Genomic DNA, 16013 nt, shown 5'->3' on the forward strand with positions numbered 1-16013 from the left:
ATTTCAGGCGCCGGAGAAATGAACGGGCGAAGGTGTGAGCACCCTTTCCAAGGTCAACAAGCCGTGCTAACCGGGCGCCGACGTAATTTCAGGGTGCGGCCCGCTGGCCGACCCGCAAAACTGGAGACATCCGAATGGCACTGGAACGTACCTTTTCGATCATCAAACCCGACGCCACCCGCCGCAACCTGACCGGCAAGATCAACGCCAAGTTCGAAGATGCGGGCCTGCGCATCATCGCGCAAAAGCGCATTCACATGACCAAAGAGCAGGCCGGTGTTTTTTATGCCGTGCATGCCGAGCGTCCGTTCTATGACGAACTGTGCGAATTCATGTCGTCCGAACCGGTTGTCGTTCAGGTTCTGGAAGGCGAAAACGCCATCACCAAGAACCGTGAAATCATGGGCGCAACCAACCCCGCCGACGCGGCCCCCGGCACCATCCGTGCCGAATTCGCCGAAAGCGTTGGCGAAAACTCGGTCCACGGGTCGGACGCGCCTGAAACGGCCGCCGTCGAGATCGCGTATTTCTTCTCGGGTCTCGAACTGGTCGGCTAACGCGGTTCGCGTTTCTCGATCACACCGATTGCATCAAGGGCCGCTTCCAGCTGGGAGCGGCCCTTGTCATGTGCGGCGGCCTTGATCGCATCGAACCGTTTGCGCAGGGCTTTCTTCTCGTCGCCTTTGCAATCGTTCCACGGGCGTCCCTGTAACGCCATGACCAGTACGTAATAGCCGATGAAATGGGGGCGCATGCCCGATTTCAGCAGGCGGGCATAGGCCACATCAGCGCCAAGCGCGCGCAGGGCCTGGGCCGAGTGAATGCCGGCACGCGCGCAGGAGGCCTCATAAGCGGGGCCAAGGTTTCGGATCGAGGAGACAGGATCACTCATCTGGCAAGATTAGAAGCCCGGACCACGCATGTCACGGCGGCGATGCCCGGGCTGTCGGCATCAAGGGCATATTCGTGCCAGTCCATGTCATCACACGACAACGTGAAAAGTGAGTCAGCGAATTTTCGCTGTGTCATACGGATGCCCAATTGTTATTGTGTTTTTGCCCTGTTCTTATGACACGCGTACGCAAGATGTGTCGGTTATTGGATTGATGGAGTTTTTCAGTGACAGCCGTAAATTTGACAAGTGACAGTTCCGAAGTTTTCGATCCCTGGCTCACGACCAACCACTGGGCGCCCAGTTCGATGACCTACAGTTTTCCGACCAGCGGCATCTATTACAGTTATCAGAGCATATCGGCGGTTTCGTCGCTGAACGCCACCCAGCGAGACGCGGTGCGCTCGGCATTGTCGGAGATTTCCAGCTTTACCAACCTGACCTTTCAGGAAGTCACGGAAAGCTTTACGACCGAAGGCACATTCCGGTTCGCAACCGAGGCCGGCCTGAGCGGCGGCTATGCTTATCTGCCGACATCCCTGGAAGAGGGCGGAGATGCCTTTTTCGGCACCGGAACGACCAACCCGATCGTCGGCAACGAGGCTTATCTCTATTTCATCCATGAAATCGGCCATTCCTTCGGGCTGAACCACGGCCATGAACACCCTGCCTTTGTGGCATCGGGTCTGGATTCACAGGAATACACGGTTTTGACCTATACCGACTATGTCGGCGACACGAACACCTTCTCTTTTGACAGTGGGCCCATCGACTGGGCGCATAGCTATATGCAGTTGGACATTGCCGCTCTGCAGTTTCTGTATGGTGCCAATTATTCAACCAACGGCCAAGTCTGGAGTGGGGATACCACCTATACCTTCAATGCCAACACCGGTGAGATGTCGATCAACGGCGTTGGTCTTGGAACACCTGCCGGCAACCGCATTTTCCGCACGATTTGGGATGGCGACGGCGAAGACACATATGACCTGTCGAACTATACGACCGATTTGGTCATCGATCTGGCCCCGGGTGCATTTTCGACCTTTTCGACCGCGCAACTTGCCGATCTGAACAAATTCAGTTCCAGCCCCGATTATCTTGCCGCGGGCAATGTCGCCAATGCGCGGCTTGTCGACGAGGATATCCGCGCCTTGATCGAAAACGCCAAGGGCGGTACCGGCGACGATACCATTACGGGCAACGAGGCCGACAATAAATTGACCGGGTTGTCCGGTGACGACTATCTTGACGGGTTCGCGGGTGATGACACTCTGACCGGCAACGGTGGTCGCGACACCCTGTTGGGCGGAAATGGACGCGATACTCTGACTGGCGGCGGCGCCAAGGATACCGTCAAAGGCGGCAAGGGCCAGGACACGCTGAACGGTGGCAAGGGCAATGACCTGATTGTTGGCGGCGGCGGCAACGACGTTCTTTACGGCGGCCTGCACAATGACAAGCTTATTGGCGGGGCCGGGTTCGACCGTCTGTATGGTGACAGCGGTGCAGATGATTTCCGCTATACCAACGTCCGGGACAGCGCGGTTACCAACAAGCTCGACAAAATCATGGATTTTGAACTGGGTCTTGACGAAATCGACCTGTCCCGGCTGACCTCGGAAACTTTGACACTGGTCCTGGATGGCACGGTAGCCGGCGGCTCGGCATCGGTGGCAACGCAAGAGATGGGTGGCAATACCAAGGTCAGCGTTGATGTTGACGGGGATGGTGCCGCCGATCTGGCGGTGATGGTCATGAATACGGTGAACATGACGGCGGATGATTTCATCCTCTGACCGCATTTTGCCCCTCTTCTGTTTGACAGTTGCAGAACCTGTTGCGACCGTGTCGATGTAGCGCGCGATGCGGGAGGGGCAAGTGACGGACAGAAACAGTGCCGAGAGGCGCCGGACAACAATGGAATTCGATCTGGCGGCTCCGCCGCCTGAATTTGTTCAGGCTCCATTTCCATTTTACGACGCCCTGCTGGAATTCGCACCCGTCCTGCGTCAGCCGGATGGATCGGTCCTGATTTCGCGGCACGCTGATCTGGACCGGATTTACCGCAATACCTCGCTCTTTTCGTCGGACAAGAAAGCGGCCTTTGCCCCCAAATTCGGCGAAGGCTCTTCTCTGTTCGAGCATCACACCACGTCGCTGGTGTTCAGCGATCCGCCGCTGCACACACGGGTGCGCAAAATCATGACGTCGGCGCTGACACCGCGCGCCCTGGCCCGGATGGAGCCGGGACTGATCGACACGGTGGACCACCTGCTGGGCGAGATGGGCCAACATGACGGCGCCGTGGACCTGATCGAGGAGTTCGCAGCGGCGATCCCGATACAGATCATCGGCAACCTTCTGGATATCCCGATGGCGGAGCGGGCGCCGTTGCGCGACTGGTCGCTTGCCATTCTTGGCGCGCTTGAACCGTCGCTGACGCAGGAACAGCTTGAAATCGGACACTCGGCCGTGCGCGACTTCAAAACCTATCTGACAGACCTGATCGCGCGGCGCCGCGCGCAGCCGGGGGATCCCGAAACCGATGTTCTGACCCGGCTGATCCGGGGCGAGGGCGCGGACGAAAAACTGTCCGAGATCGAGCTGATCCAGAACTGCATTTTCATCCTGAATGCCGGACATGAAACCACGACAAACCTGATCGGGAACGGGCTGGCCCTGTTGAACGACACTCCGGATCAAAAGGCCCTGTTGCTGGAAAATCCGGATTTGATTACCAGTGCCGTCGAAGAATTTCTGCGCTACCGATCGCCCAACCAGCTGGGCAATCGCGAGACCACCGCCGAGGTCGAAATCGGCGGGCAGACGATCGCGGCGGGAACCAACCTTCATCTTTGCATCGGGGCGGCAAACCGGGATCCGGCGGTGTTTGACACCCCCGGGGAACTGGACATCACGCGCAAACCCAATCGGCATCTGGCCTTTGCCGGTGGGCCGCATGTCTGCGTCGGGTTGACGCTGGCCCGGATGGAGGGGCGGATCGCCATATCGCGATTTCTGACCCGGTTTCCTGACTATCGTATCCTGCCGGGGCGCATTGGGGGCGGGCGTATGCGGTTTCGCGGCTACGTGTCTTTGCCCGCAAGCCTGGACTGATCCGCGCCACGCTTTGCCGATGGCGCAACTGGCATAAAGCGCAGGTTAATCCTGCTGGTATATTCGGGGTGTTGTCCGCTAAGTTGGCCTTGGCGTTTGACCTTGCCGTGGCCGTGATTTCAGGAATCCATGCCCTATTCGAAACTGACCCGATCCGCATTCTGGAAGTTGTGCCGAAAGGACCCGTCCTTTCGCATATCCGACATCTATGCCCCGAAGTTTCGGCTTGAAACGGGGCGCGGCATCGCCACCGCCGGGAGCTGTTTTGCCCAGAATATTTCCCGGTTTCTGGTCAAGTCCGAGTTTTCCTTTCTCGACGTGGAACCGGCGCCCAAGGGGATGGATGTCTCGGTTGCGCGCCGCTTTGGTTATGGGCTGTATTCGGCGCGCTACGGCAATATCTATACCGCCCGGCAACTGCGCCAGTTGCTGGAAGACGCGATTGGCGACCAGGTTCATGACGCAGCGATCTGGGAAAAGAATGGCCGGTTCTTTGATGCGCTGCGCCCCGGAGTCGAGCCCGAGGGGCTGTCCTGCGCCGACGAGGTGCGTCTGAGCCGGCTCGACCACTTGCGCCGTGTCAAGGCGATGATCCGGGACATGGATGTGTTCATCTTCACGCTTGGCCTGACCGAGGCCTGGCAGGATCGCGCAACCGGCATCGTGTTTCCGACCGCCCCGGGCGTGATCGCGGGGCAGTATGACGATACGCAACATGCGTTCACCAACGCCGGATTTGCCGATGTGTCGGCCGATCTGACCGCTGCGATCGATCTGATGCGGGACATTTCGCCCAATCTCAAAATCATCCTGACGGTGTCGCCGGTCCCGTTGACCGCCACCGCCAGCGGGCAGCACGTTTTATCGGCCACGGTCTATTCCAAGTCGGTGCTGAGGGCCGTTGCCGGCGAAATGGCGGCCGGTGATCCGAACATCGACTATTTCCCGTCCTATGAAATCATCACGGGCGTGCCGTTTGGCACCGACAACTACGACGCCAATCTGCGCACCGTCAGCAAGGCGGCCGTCAAACGCGTGATGACCGTGTTCTTTGGCGCGCACAACGCCCTTGGCCGCGCGGACACCGAGCGCAAGAAAACCGTGCCCGCCCGCGAACCCGATCCGGCGGCAGAGGACGTGTGCGAAGAAGTCATGCTTGAGGCATTCGCCCCGAAATGAAGATTTGCGTTATCGGAAATTCGCATGTCGGCATGCTGAACCAGGCCTATCGCGAGGTCAGGCCCGAAGATATGTCGCTGACATTCTTTGCTCAGCAGGGGCGCGGGCCCGAACATTTCGGGATTCGCGGCACCGAACTTTTTGCCGCCAAACGTGATCTGCGGCGGACATTGCGCCGTTTAGGCATGCCAATACAGGTCGATCTGCAGGATTTCGACGCGATCGCGGTGGTTTCGATGACGGCGACCGTGTTTTCGATCCTGCCCTTTGTGACCGGGTATTCGGTTTACGGCTGGCCATCCACTGAGGGCGATATCGAAGAGATGCGCAAACCCGGTGCCCCGCCGATGACGCGCCCGCTGATTTCAGAACCGGCATTGGACGCGGCGATTCAGGCGGAAATCAAAAGAAACATTGCCCATCGGTTGGTGGATGAGGTGCGCAAGGTTCTTGATATTCCCATTCTGCTTGTGCCCCAGCCATTTCCCTCGGCTGACGTTCTCAAGGACAAGACGCGCCATATCGGGCTGCGCCGGTTGCGCTGGCGAAAGGATGGGCAAGATGCGGTGCGCATGGTGCGGCAGGCCCATGACCGTGTCTTTGCCGCGAGGAGCGGTGTTACGTTGCTGGAACAGCCGCAGCAAACAGTTGCCCATGATTTCCTGACCCAACCCGAATTCGCCCGGGGCGGTGCCAAGTTGAACCTGACCGGGCGGCAGCCGGATTCCGACATTCTGCATGCCAATATGGATTACGGGAAACTGGTTTTGGATCAGATCAGAGCCGCATCTTCCGATCCGACGAATTTGATCTAACACCTTGTTAAATGATCGATATTTGGTGGGCCTTCAGAAACTCCGCCTTAAACCCTGCTTGGGCAGAACAAACGCATCGGCGTTTGGAGATCTGCAATGGCAATACCTGTTTATGTTCTGGCTGGGCAAAGTAACGCGCAGGGAATTGACGACGCGTTGCAACGGGCGCTGGATCAGAAACACGGGGTCGATGGGTATATTCTGGTCGAAACCTACGCCGCGGGCGCGCCGCTGACCTACAAACGGTCCAAGCTGGACTGGGCGGCGAATGACGAACTGCGGCAGGATTTGGTGACCGATACCGTTGAAGCGCTTGCTTCGGACCAAGATGCCTACCTGGAAAAGGTTTTTTGGCTGCAGGGCGAGGCGGATACCCACTCGGTCGGTCGCGCTGATGAGTATGAAGGACGGTTCAGCGAAGTTATCGACGGATTTCGCCAAGCCGTTCAACAGGCATTCCCACACCGCGAGACCGGTGTCGAAACGGCGCATGTGGTGATTGTAGGGCTGTCAGGTAATGCCCCCGAAGCGGAAGATCGTGAAAACTGGGAAGCCGTCACTGCGGCGCAGCACGCTTTGGCGGCGAACAACGCCTTGTTCGATCTGGTTGATCCGGATGGCGTCGCCGCCCTGAACGGGGTGTCGGGGGCCGACATGTTTCGGGACGGATTGCATTTTTCGGACGGGTTTCGCGACCTTCTTGCCGATGCGCTGGTCGATCTTGATCTACCGGCCGGCGGCAATTCGGGACGCGGGGATTTCATCGGAACCGCGTTTGGCGACGTTCTTTTCGGCACTTCGGGGGGCGAACGGATGATCGGGGGCAGCGGCGATGACGTTTATCATGTCAATCACGCGGGTGATATCGTGGTTGAACTGTCCGAGGCGGGCAACGACAGGGTCATCTCCTCGCGCGACTTTACCTTGCGATTTCACAGCCAGTACCTTGAAGATCTGAAGCTGACAGGCCGCGCCGATCTGAACGGAACCGGCAATGGGCTGGACAATCGCATCGTCGGCAACAAGGGCGACAACATCCTGAAAGGCGCCTGGGGCGATGATGTGCTGATCGGTGGAAAGGGAAATGACACGTTTATCGACGAAATCGGCATGAACCGCATGATCGGGGGGCAGGGCGATGATCTTTATGTCTTCAAATCTTCGGGCAACAGGATTGTCGAACAGGCAAAAGGTGGCATCGATCATGTGCGCGCATCAATCGACGTTGATCTGGGGGATTACAGCGCGCATCTGGAAAATCTGTCTCTGATCGGGGCTGAGAATATCGACGGATTTGGCAACGGGCGCGCCAATACCATCGTTGGCAATAACGCCCGAAACATTCTGAATGGAAAAGGCGGAAACGACAGTCTGGTCGGCAACGGCGGCCGTGATATCCTCCGTGGTCACAAGGGCGACGACAGTCTTGAAGGCGGGGCCGGTCGGGATCGGTTCGTATTTCGCGCGCAGGATGGTCAGGACCAGATTCTTGATTTTACGCCGGACATTGACGTTCTGGTTTTCAGCGACGGTCTGTCGTTCGATGCCTTGGTGATCCGTGAGGAAGCGTGCAACACCATCATTTCCTATGGAAACCAGGATCAGGTCGTTTTGGTCGACGTTTCATTCGACACGCTCGACCAGCATGATTTTGTTTTCGTATGACCCTTTTGCGAAGGCAGTAGCCGTCAAAGCATCGGAAAACTGGGGGAAATGGCTCCGGCGGTAGGGATCGAACCTACGACCAATTGATTAACAGTCAACTGCTCTACCGCTGAGCTACGCCGGAACGGTGTCGGCCATATAGCAACCCGGATTTGCGCCGTCCAGTGGGTTTTGGCCGAAAGCCAAAATTTTTCTGTGCCGTTATTTCACCAGGGCAAAAGTCGCGCTTGCCGTCAATGGGCCATGCGGTTCAACCCGCGATTTTCCAGAAAGATCAACGAGATGGGCAAAGACGTTGCGCTCGGCTGCGGGGAGCAGGGCGGGAGGCGTTTCAGTATAAATCCGCCCGGCCAGTGTGCGGGCGGTTGCAGGGCCGGCCGCCAGCTGTTCAAGGATCGCGGCTTCGCGGGAAAGACGGTGCGAAATCAGCCAGTCCAGTCGCCCGGCGGGATCGGTGACAGGGGCGCCGTGGCCGGGGTGAAATACGCGCCAGTCGCGCGCGCGGAGGCGGCGGCAGGAGGCCATGAAATCGGTCAGATCGCCATCCGGCGGGGAGACCAGAGAACTTGCCCAGCCCATGACATGATCTGCGGTGAAACAGACGTCGTTCCAGGCCAGGGCGATATGGTTGCCCAGATGACCGGGGGTGTGGATCACTTCCAAGTCCCATCCTTCGCCCGCGATGGTTTCACCGTCGCGTACGGTCCGGTCGGGACGGAATGCGGTGTCGATGCCTTCGCCGCCACCGGTCATGCCGTTGCGCGATATCTCCTCCATCACGGTGCTGCGCCCGGCCTGGGCATCACCAAAGGCAATGATCGGCGCGCCGCACCGGGCGCTGAGCGGGGCAGCCAGCGGCGAATGATCGATATGGGAATGGGTGACGATGATATGGCTGATCTGTTGGCCGGGTTGCACCGCTGCCAGGATCGCCTCGAGGTGCGATGTGTCTTCGGGGCCCGGATCGATTACGGCCAGTGCGGTGGTGCCCAGCACATATGTGTTTGTCCCGCGATATGTCATGGGCGACGGGTTCGGGGCCAGAATCCGGCGCAGGCCCGGGGCCAGTTCGATCGCAACGCCGGCAGGCGGATCAAAATCGTCAGGGGCTTGGGTCATCGCTCTTCCTCTTGGTGGCGCCGCCCGCTAGGCTTAGCGCATGTCCTTCCAATGGCTCAAACAATATATGCCGCGCGGCCTTTACGGGCGAAGTGCCCTGATCCTGGTTGCGCCGGTTGTGGTGCTGCAGCTGGTTGTTTCCGTTGCCTTTATTCGAAGCCACCTGGAAGACGTGACCACCCAAATGTCCCTGAACATGGTGCGCGAACTGGACGCGGTCGTAAACAGGTTTGAGGCCGCGGCGACCCAGGAACAGGCCCTTGCCGACATTGCGCCGTTTCTTGACGCTTTTCAGATCACGGTTGGCTTTGTTCGCGAAAGGGAGGTTCCGCGCAAGGACAGTATCGGGATTCTGGACTATTCCGGGCATGTTGTGCGCAATACATTCAGAGGTGCCTTTCCGCAAACGAGGGTTGTTGAGTTCATCGATAACCGGGTGATCAATCTCTATATGGATACGCCTCTCGGTCCGGCCAAGGTAGTTCTCAACCGGCGCCGGGTCACCGCCGCCGCACCGCATCAGTTGATTGTCACGATGGTGTTTTTCGGCGCTTTGATGACGGTGATCGCCTTTATCTACATGCGCAATCAGTTGCGCCCGATCACGCGGCTCGCCAGTGCGGCCCAGGCGTTCGGGCGCGGGCGGACCGTGCCGTATACCCCGTCTGGCGCGACCGAGGTGCGCGCGGCGGGCGGTGCGTTTTTGGATATGCGGGCGCGGATCGAACGCCAGATCGAACAGCGGACGATGATGTTATCAGGTGTCAGCCATGATTTGCGCACGCCGCTGACCCGGCTGAAGCTGGGTCTGTCGATGCTGGACGAGGACGAGGCCGAACCCCTGTTGCGCGATGTGGATGAAATGCAGCGGCTGCTGGATGCGTTTCTCGATTTCTCGAAAGGCACGGCCGAGGGCGAGCCGGAAGCCTGCGATCCGCATGCATTGGTGCGCCAGGTCGTCGAGGATGCCGTGCGCTCGGGCAAGGATGTCACGTTGGTCGAAGAACTGGGGCAGGGCGAGGTCATGCTGCGGCCCGTGGCGATGCGTCGCGCGATCGAGAACCTCTTGGGCAATGCCGTGCGGTATGGGAAACGCGCCGAGGTGTCGGTGGTTCTTACCGACAAATCCCTGCGCATCCGCGTCGAAGACGATGGGCCCGGCATCCCGAACGAACAACGCGGCGAAGCGCTGAAACCCTTTGCCCGGCTGGATCCGGCCCGCAACCAGAATCTGGGCGGCGGCGTCGGCTTGGGGCTGGCCATCGTGAACGACGTTGCGCGCGCGCACGGGGGCGTTCTGCGCCTTGGCGAGAGTGAGAGGCTGGGCGGATTGCGCGCTGATATCGTCATCGGGCGTTAAGCCGCGCGCAGATGTCTTTCTGAATGTGCGGAAACTGCTCAGGGGCGCGTTGTTCCACGTCGCCCTGTGGCGTCGATCTGCGTCCGGCATGGGGGAGGCGTGGTAGGCCCGGCAGGACTCGAACCCGCAACCAAAGCGTTATGAGCGCTCTGCTCTAACCAATTGAGCTACAGGCCCGCCTTGGGCCTGTGCGTACCACGATGGTCGCGCGCGTCAAGCCTGACCGTTGCATGCCGACGCTTAATCGACTAACCCGCGCTCAGGCAGACAGGGGATGAATCCGATGACAGCGGGCAAGAATGGTATGACCTATGCCGAGGCGGGCGTAGATATCGATGCGGGCAATGAATTGGTCGAGCGGATCAAACCCGCGGCCAAGCGCACGGCGCGACCCGGTGTGATGAGCGGGCTGGGCGGTTTCGGCGCCTTGTTCGATCTCAAGGGCGCCGGGTACAGCGACCCGATCCTGGTTGCGGCCACGGATGGTGTTGGCACCAAGTTGCGGATCGCGATCGACACGGGCGTGGTTGACGGGGTCGGCATCGATCTGGTCGCCATGTGCGTCAACGATCTGGTGTGCCAGGGCGCCGAACCTTTGTTCTTCCTTGACTATTTCGCGACCGGAAAGCTCGAAACCGAAACGGCCGCCCGCATCATCGAGGGCATCGCTGCGGGGTGCGAGGGTTCGGGTTGTGCGCTGATCGGCGGCGAAACCGCCGAAATGCCGGGCATGTATCCGGAGGGCGATTTCGACCTCGCCGGGTTTGCCGTCGGCGCGATGGAGCGTGGATCGGACCTGCCTGCCGGTGTGGGCGAGGGTGACGTTTTGCTGGGGCTGGCCAGCAACGGTGTGCATTCCAACGGATATTCGCTGGTGCGTCGTCTGGTCGAGCATTCCGGCCTGACGTGGGATGCCGACAGCCCGTTTGGCGATTCAACGCTGGGGGCGGACCTTCTGACGCCGACCCGGCTTTATGTGAAACCGGCGCTGGCGGCGATCCGGGCAGGGGGCGTGCATGCGCTGGCCCATATCACCGGTGGCGGCCTGACCGAGAACCTGCCGCGCGTCCTGCCCGAGGGCATGGGCGCCGATATCGATCTGTCGGCATGGGATCTGCCCGGCGTATTCCGCTGGATGGCGGAAACCGGTGGGATCGCGCAGGATGAAATGCTCAAGACCTTCAACTGCGGCATCGGCATGATCCTTGTGTGTGCCGCCGATCAGGCAGACGCGCTGAGCCAGCTTCTGAACGACGCGGGCGAGACCGTGTACCGCATCGGTCAGACCACTGATCGCGCCGGTGTTTCCTATTCCGGGACACTGCTGTGAGCCATAAACGGGTTGCGATTTTGCTGTCCGGCGGCGGGTCCAACATGGTCGCGCTTGTCGACAGCATGACAGGGGATCACCCGGCGCGCCCCTGTTTGGTGATGTCAAACGACCCCGAGGCCGGCGGGCTGGCCAAGGCGGCGGCGCGCGGTATTCCCACCGCACATGTCGATCACCGCCCCTTCGAGGGCGATCGCGCTGCATTCGAGGCCGAGCTGATCAAACCGCTGATCGACGCCGGGGCCGACATCGTCTGCCTGGCCGGGTTCATGCGTGTCCTGACCAACGGGTTCGTGTCGCAATGGCAGGGCCGGATGCTGAACATTCACCCCTCGCTTTTGCCCAAGTACAAGGGGCTTCATACCCATGCGCGCGCGCTTGAGGCCGGGGACAGCGAACATGGCTGTACCGTCCACGAGGTGACCGCGCAACTGGATGACGGCCCCATTCTGGGTCAGGCCCGGGTGCCGATCCTGGAAGGGGACACGCCCGAAATCCTGGCCGCGCGTGTGCTGGATCAAGAACACCGGCTCTATCCGGCTGTTTTGCGCCGCTTTGCGGCCGGCGATCGCACCCCTGTTTTCCTGAACTGAGGCCGAAAGGCCCCAGTGGCGCACAAATTGGCAACAGCGGTTTAGCCGCGCTTTGCAATCGGCGGTGTTTGGCCTAAGACTATTTTTCATCGCAAAAGCACGCCCTTGCCGGGCATTGACCATAATAAGAAAGCAGAAAATCGAATTTCGATGAAAACGCTCACCACGACGCAAGAACTCGACGCATTTTGTAAAGCCGCAGCCGACCACCCCTATGTGACAGTCGATACGGAATTTCTGCGCGAGCGCACCTATTACTCCAAACTCTGCCTTGTTCAGCTGGCCATACCGGGCGACGATGATGAAACTGCGGTCCTGGTCGATCCGCTGTCGGATGGTCTGTCGCTTGAGCCGCTGTATGATCTGTTTCGTAATGAAAACGTGGTCAAGGTATTCCATGCGGCGCGTCAGGATCTTGAGATATTCTGGGTCGATGATCATGTTTTCCCCGAGCCGCTGTTTGACACACAGGTCGCCGCGATGGTCTGCGGGTTTGGCGAACAGGTTGGGTATGAAACACTGGTGCGCAAGATCGTCCGCGCGTCGGTGGACAAGACATCGCGCTTTACCGACTGGTCCCGCCGCCCTCTGAGTGACGCGCAGAAATCCTATGCGCTGGCCGATGTGACCCATCTTCGCAAGATTTATGAATTCTTGTCCGATGAGTTGGAAAAGACGGGCCGGACCCGGTGGGTAAAGGAAGAGCTTCAGATTCTGACCAATCCGGCCACCTATGACATTCAGCCGGAAGAGGCGTGGAAACGCCTCAAGACCCGCAGCAATGCGCCCCGGTTCCTGGCCGTGGTGCGGGAACTGGCCGCGTTTCGCGAACAGCATGCACAATACAACAACATCCCGCGCAACCGCGTGTTCAAGGATGATGCGCTGATCGAACTGGCCTCGGCCAAGCCCAGGACCCAGTCCGATCTGGGCGGGTTGCGCCTGTTGCTGCGCGAGGCCCGGCGCGGGGACATTGCCGAAGGCATCCTGAATGCGGTCGAACGCGGCGTGAACTGCTCGAACGATCAACTGCCTACACCGGACCGCAGCCGTGAAAAGCTTCAGGTCAATCCGGCTCTGGCCGATCTGCTGCGCGTGTTGCTGAAGTCCAAGACCGAAAGCTCGGGTGTGGCGGCCAAGCTGATCGCCTCAAGTGCGGATCTGGACCTCATCGCGGCTGGACAGCGTGATGTTCCGGCACTGGCCGGGTGGCGGCACGAGGTGTTCGGAGCGGATGCCTTGCGCCTGTGCAACGGCGAAATCGCCCTCGCGGCCAAGGGCCAGAGCGTGCGGGCCATCGAAATCTGAAAATTGGCATCCGCCGTTACCGGCGGCGCGATTCCTGTGCGTTTCTGGCACCGGAGACGCGGATTGTGCGCACTGCGGACAGCGTTTGCGCCGAAATGCTGTATGCTTCGTGAACCGTGCGTGACAACTCGCTCCCGACCGGGGTCGGGTTGCGCGGGTAAACCACGCGGAACGTGAAATTCAAAACACCGTCTTCGGGGATCAGATCGGGATTGTCGGGGCGCAGCCGGGCCTCGAAGGCGCCCTGGCGGCTGGCAACGCCGGACGCATAGATGATTGCGCCCGAGTTGGTCGGCTCGATCCGCAAGGCGGTGATCGTGTCGATTGGAACGCTGACATCTTCCTTTTCCGGACGGGCCAGAAGGCCGCGACGCTTGGCCGGGATCAGCGGGTTGGTGGACCCGTCTGCGGGCGCGGCGGCGACAGGCTTGCTTCTGCCGAACCAGTTTTTCGGATTCACGCGCGAGTCGCTCCAACCGCAGCCGGACAGGATCAGGCTGCTTATGACGAGGGCCGGAACAAATTTGCGCATATCGGGTACCGCCGTTTCCAGATTTGATACCTTTGGGTTACCTCATCCCGAGGACCTTGAAAAGCCGCAAGGCAGGGCTGGACAGGAGCGGGGTCCCGGCATACCTGATGGCCAGACAGACCGAGAGGACACAGTTGATGGCCGGCCCCGCCTTTGAAGAGATTGTCGAAGACTTCGAATTCCTTGAGGATTGGGAAGACCGGTATCGCTATGTGATCGAGCAGGGCAAGGCGATGGAACCGCTGCCCGAGGCGCTGAAAGTTCCCGCCACCAAGGTCGACGGATGTGCCAGTCAAGTCTGGCTGCATCCGCAGATCAACGATGGGGTGTTCCGCTTTGACGGGGAAAGCGATGCGCTGATCGTGCGCGGGCTGATCGCAGTCTTGCGCGCGCTTTACAACGATTTGCCCGTGGCCGAGGTCGCCCGGGTGGATGCGGCGGCGGAAATGGCGCGGCTCGGATTGAACGACCATCTGTCGGCGCAACGGTCAAATGGCCTGCGCGCAATGATTGAACGCATTCGCAAGGTTGCTGCAGAAAACGCGTAACTCGGAGTGTTGCCGACCTCTGTTGCGACGTACGAAACTGTCTGAGTTCAATCAGTTCATGGAGTCAGGTACTTGCGGCCTAAAGGTCACCTAAAGGTCAAGTTTGCGGGGTAAAGCGGCCTTTGAAAACAGACCTCGAAATATTGATCAATTCATTATGGTTGGATTGGTTTTATCGGTGAATTGGGGCTAGCCTGCATAAAACGGGTGACAATATCTGCACCCGCTGGAATCGCGTTGGATCTGTCTTCCGCCATTGTCGTTACCAATGAGGGCAACTTATCGCGACGAAGCTTTGTATCCGAATACGTTAAGAAAACGAAGCTCACTTCAAAGAGGCCAATGTTCGTGTCGCTTTTGTCGACGATACTAAACAGATAGTCCGATCCCTGTTCAAGCACATCGTATAAAAACTGCATTGCCATTTGTTCACCAGAGTTAAGCATTTCGTAGGGAACAGCGACGGCTTGCCCAAGGCTTTGAGTTCTCGCGCGGGCCGCAATGACGGACAGGGGCAACAACACCCAGGGTTTTGTCGTTAAAACGCCAAGCCTGTGCCGCAGAAACAAGCGCTGGACACCCTTGATGGGTAAGGTCCCTGCTAGGTCATTCACACCTTCATTATAAGCTTCAACCACTGATAATGTCATTTGTATGTGTGTATATGCCTGCCTTTGAACATCTCGGGGGTGTTTACTTGATCTATACACCGCCTTCAATCTTACAGAAAACTCTGTGGAATATTTATTTTTTTCACATGGTTGCTTCGGACACATTCCAGGAATTCTTTGCACCCGCACAACAGCGCCTTCAGATCAGTTGACGACGTGACGGACAAATCTGCCTGATGGTCGTTAGGTGATGCTCAGGCCGAATTGGCGGCCCAGCCCGACAGTGTCATGTCCAGATCACCGTATCCGGTGAACCGCCGCTCGAAGGCGAGCCCGAGACGCTGGGCGCATTGGCGGGCCTTTTCGGTCAAAGCGGGATCGTCCGTCTGGGCCTGATAGACCAGTTTTTCGTAATTGCCGAAATACATCTTGATCAGGTCGGGGTGACGATCCAGCCCCAGTGGTTTCCAGACAAAGGCATCGAATTGGCGGGCCAGGAAATCGGTCAGGTAAAAGGCTGTGATTTCGCTTTCACTATGGCGCTTAAACTTTTCATTTCCTTCGAAAAAGGAATAACAATGGGGGCCTTTCACCATCTCGACGCCCAGCCGGTTACACGCGGCCTGCAACTGCCCCCCGGTACCGCAATCGGCGTAGACGACGAATATCTGTTCATAGGTCCCACGGTGTTTTTCCACCGCTGATGTAACGGCATCGGTGATCTTGTCTGGGCTGTTGTGCAGGATCGCGGGCAGGCAGGTCAGGTCCAGATGTTCCCATCCGTTCCGTGCCTTGAGAGCGAGGATTTCACGCGCCAGCGCGCCGCAGGCGATCAGCAAGACGCGGCCTTTTTCCGGGGCCGGCAGGCCAGCCCGCGTCAGGGTGTCGTCGTCAGGTAAATCAGCGGGCGCACCTGGCGTGTCAGCCCGCTGTTTCAAGGC

Annotated in this window: 16 protein-coding genes and 2 tRNA genes; 11 read left to right on the top strand and 7 right to left on the bottom strand. The window is 59.2% G+C overall.

Annotated elements, in window-relative coordinates:
* Positions 1 to 134 precede the first annotated feature (134 nt).
* A complete protein-coding gene (gene ndk / locus ACXYMO_RS00760; protein WP_458876739.1) occupies positions 135 to 557 on the top strand; it encodes a nucleoside-diphosphate kinase in 423 nt (140 codons plus the stop codon).
* Here the strand turns inward: ndk and ACXYMO_RS00765 are convergent.
* Entirely contained in the window at positions 554 to 892 is a 339-nt protein-coding gene (locus ACXYMO_RS00765; protein ID WP_458876740.1) for a TfoX/Sxy family protein, read from the bottom strand. The genes ndk and ACXYMO_RS00765 overlap by 4 nt on opposite strands.
* 227 nt (positions 893 to 1119) lie before the next feature.
* Here ACXYMO_RS00765 and ACXYMO_RS00770 point away from each other — a divergent pair, with 227 nt between their 5' ends.
* The 5 genes from ACXYMO_RS00770 (at position 1120) to ACXYMO_RS00790 (ending at position 7671) form a co-directional block, all read left to right on the top strand.
* Positions 1120 to 2691, top strand: a complete 1572-nt coding sequence (locus tag ACXYMO_RS00770) for a M10 family metallopeptidase C-terminal domain-containing protein (RefSeq protein WP_458876741.1) — start codon at positions 1120 to 1122, stop codon at positions 2689 to 2691.
* A 121-nt stretch (positions 2692 to 2812) separates the two neighbouring features.
* Entirely contained in the window at positions 2813 to 4012 is a 1200-nt protein-coding gene (locus tag ACXYMO_RS00775) for a cytochrome P450 (RefSeq protein ID WP_458876742.1), read from the top strand.
* 129 nt (positions 4013 to 4141) lie between these two features.
* Entirely contained in the window at positions 4142 to 5191 is a 1050-nt protein-coding gene (locus tag ACXYMO_RS00780; RefSeq protein ID WP_458876743.1) for a GSCFA domain-containing protein, read from the top strand.
* On the top strand, positions 5188 to 6006 hold the full coding sequence (locus tag ACXYMO_RS00785) for a hypothetical protein (protein WP_458876744.1): 819 nt from the start codon (positions 5188 to 5190) through the stop codon (positions 6004 to 6006). The genes ACXYMO_RS00780 and ACXYMO_RS00785 overlap by 4 nt, the downstream gene beginning before the upstream one ends.
* 96 nt (positions 6007 to 6102) lie before the next feature.
* Positions 6103 to 7671: a sialate O-acetylesterase gene (locus ACXYMO_RS00790; RefSeq protein WP_458876745.1), complete on the top strand. Its 1569-nt coding sequence runs from the start codon at positions 6103 to 6105 to the stop codon at positions 7669 to 7671.
* A gap of 49 nt (positions 7672 to 7720) precedes the next feature.
* Here the strand turns inward: ACXYMO_RS00790 and ACXYMO_RS00795 are convergent.
* Positions 7721 to 7795, bottom strand: a tRNA-Asn gene (locus tag ACXYMO_RS00795).
* Between the two features lie 77 nt (positions 7796 to 7872).
* A complete protein-coding gene (locus tag ACXYMO_RS00800; protein WP_458876746.1) occupies positions 7873 to 8790 on the bottom strand; it encodes an MBL fold metallo-hydrolase in 918 nt (305 codons plus the stop codon).
* A 40-nt stretch (positions 8791 to 8830) separates the two neighbouring features.
* On the opposite strand from ACXYMO_RS00800, the gene ACXYMO_RS00805 reads away from it, so the two are divergent.
* Positions 8831 to 10150, top strand: a complete 1320-nt coding sequence (locus ACXYMO_RS00805; RefSeq protein WP_458876747.1) for an ATP-binding protein — start codon at positions 8831 to 8833, stop codon at positions 10148 to 10150.
* Positions 10151 to 10250: 100 nt separating this feature from the next.
* Here ACXYMO_RS00805 and ACXYMO_RS00810 read toward each other — a convergent pair.
* Positions 10251 to 10327: transfer RNA gene (locus ACXYMO_RS00810), tRNA-Ile, on the bottom strand.
* Between the two features lie 106 nt (positions 10328 to 10433).
* Between ACXYMO_RS00810 and purM the strand changes: the two genes are divergently transcribed.
* From purM to rnd, 3 genes are all read left to right on the top strand, one after another.
* Entirely contained in the window at positions 10434 to 11480 is a 1047-nt protein-coding gene (purM, locus tag ACXYMO_RS00815) for a phosphoribosylformylglycinamidine cyclo-ligase (protein WP_458876748.1), read from the top strand.
* Positions 11477 to 12073, top strand: a complete 597-nt coding sequence (purN, locus tag ACXYMO_RS00820; RefSeq protein ID WP_458876749.1) for a phosphoribosylglycinamide formyltransferase — start codon at positions 11477 to 11479, stop codon at positions 12071 to 12073. Before purM ends, purN begins: the two co-directional genes overlap by 4 nt.
* A gap of 150 nt (positions 12074 to 12223) precedes the next feature.
* On the top strand, positions 12224 to 13381 hold the full coding sequence (gene rnd / locus ACXYMO_RS00825; RefSeq protein ID WP_458876750.1) for a ribonuclease D: 1158 nt from the start codon (positions 12224 to 12226) through the stop codon (positions 13379 to 13381).
* 16 nt (positions 13382 to 13397) lie between these two features.
* On the opposite strand, the gene ACXYMO_RS00830 is transcribed toward rnd, so the two are convergent.
* The gene (locus ACXYMO_RS00830) at positions 13398 to 13913 is read right to left on the bottom strand and encodes a hypothetical protein (protein WP_458876751.1); all 516 of its coding nucleotides are present in this window, start codon (positions 13911 to 13913) and stop codon (positions 13398 to 13400) included.
* Positions 13914 to 14050: 137 nt separating this feature from the next.
* On the opposite strand from ACXYMO_RS00830, the gene ACXYMO_RS00835 reads away from it, so the two are divergent.
* The gene (locus ACXYMO_RS00835) at positions 14051 to 14461 is read left to right on the top strand and encodes a SufE family protein (RefSeq protein ID WP_458877864.1); all 411 of its coding nucleotides are present in this window, start codon (positions 14051 to 14053) and stop codon (positions 14459 to 14461) included.
* A 155-nt stretch (positions 14462 to 14616) separates the two neighbouring features.
* Here ACXYMO_RS00835 and ACXYMO_RS00840 read toward each other — a convergent pair whose 3' ends face one another.
* Both ACXYMO_RS00840 and ACXYMO_RS00845 read right to left on the bottom strand, forming a co-directional pair.
* Positions 14617 to 15111, bottom strand: coding sequence for a hypothetical protein (locus tag ACXYMO_RS00840; RefSeq protein ID WP_458876752.1), 495 nt, complete (start codon positions 15109 to 15111; stop codon positions 14617 to 14619).
* A gap of 215 nt (positions 15112 to 15326) precedes the next feature.
* Positions 15327 to 16010 (bottom strand): DUF1638 domain-containing protein, encoded by a 684-nt coding sequence (locus ACXYMO_RS00845; protein WP_458876753.1) that lies wholly within the window; start codon positions 16008 to 16010, stop codon positions 15327 to 15329.
* Positions 16011 to 16013: the final 3 nt, after the last annotated feature.

It is taken from the genome of Arenibacterium sp. CAU 1754 (assembly GCF_054482635.1).

Coding starts and splice junctions, on each gene's coding strand:
- ACXYMO_RS00765 (WP_458876740.1), bottom strand. CDS start 892: ATGAGTGATCCTGTCTCCTCGATCCGAAACCTTGGCCCCGCTTATGAG.
- purM (WP_458876748.1), top strand. CDS start 10,434: ATGACAGCGGGCAAGAATGGTATGACCTATGCCGAGGCGGGCGTAGAT.
- ACXYMO_RS00805 (WP_458876747.1), top strand. CDS start 8,831: ATGTCCTTCCAATGGCTCAAACAATATATGCCGCGCGGCCTTTACGGG.
- ACXYMO_RS00785 (WP_458876744.1), top strand. CDS start 5,188: ATGAAGATTTGCGTTATCGGAAATTCGCATGTCGGCATGCTGAACCAG.
- ACXYMO_RS00835 (WP_458877864.1), top strand. CDS start 14,051: ATGGCCGGCCCCGCCTTTGAAGAGATTGTCGAAGACTTCGAATTCCTT.
- ACXYMO_RS00780 (WP_458876743.1), top strand. CDS start 4,142: ATGCCCTATTCGAAACTGACCCGATCCGCATTCTGGAAGTTGTGCCGA.
- ndk (WP_458876739.1), top strand. CDS start 135: ATGGCACTGGAACGTACCTTTTCGATCATCAAACCCGACGCCACCCGC.
- rnd (WP_458876750.1), top strand. CDS start 12,224: ATGAAAACGCTCACCACGACGCAAGAACTCGACGCATTTTGTAAAGCC.
- ACXYMO_RS00790 (WP_458876745.1), top strand. CDS start 6,103: ATGGCAATACCTGTTTATGTTCTGGCTGGGCAAAGTAACGCGCAGGGA.
- ACXYMO_RS00775 (WP_458876742.1), top strand. CDS start 2,813: ATGGAATTCGATCTGGCGGCTCCGCCGCCTGAATTTGTTCAGGCTCCA.
- ACXYMO_RS00840 (WP_458876752.1), bottom strand. CDS start 15,111: ATGACATTATCAGTGGTTGAAGCTTATAATGAAGGTGTGAATGACCTA.
- ACXYMO_RS00800 (WP_458876746.1), bottom strand. CDS start 8,790: ATGACCCAAGCCCCTGACGATTTTGATCCGCCTGCCGGCGTTGCGATC.
- ACXYMO_RS00830 (WP_458876751.1), bottom strand. CDS start 13,913: ATGCGCAAATTTGTTCCGGCCCTCGTCATAAGCAGCCTGATCCTGTCC.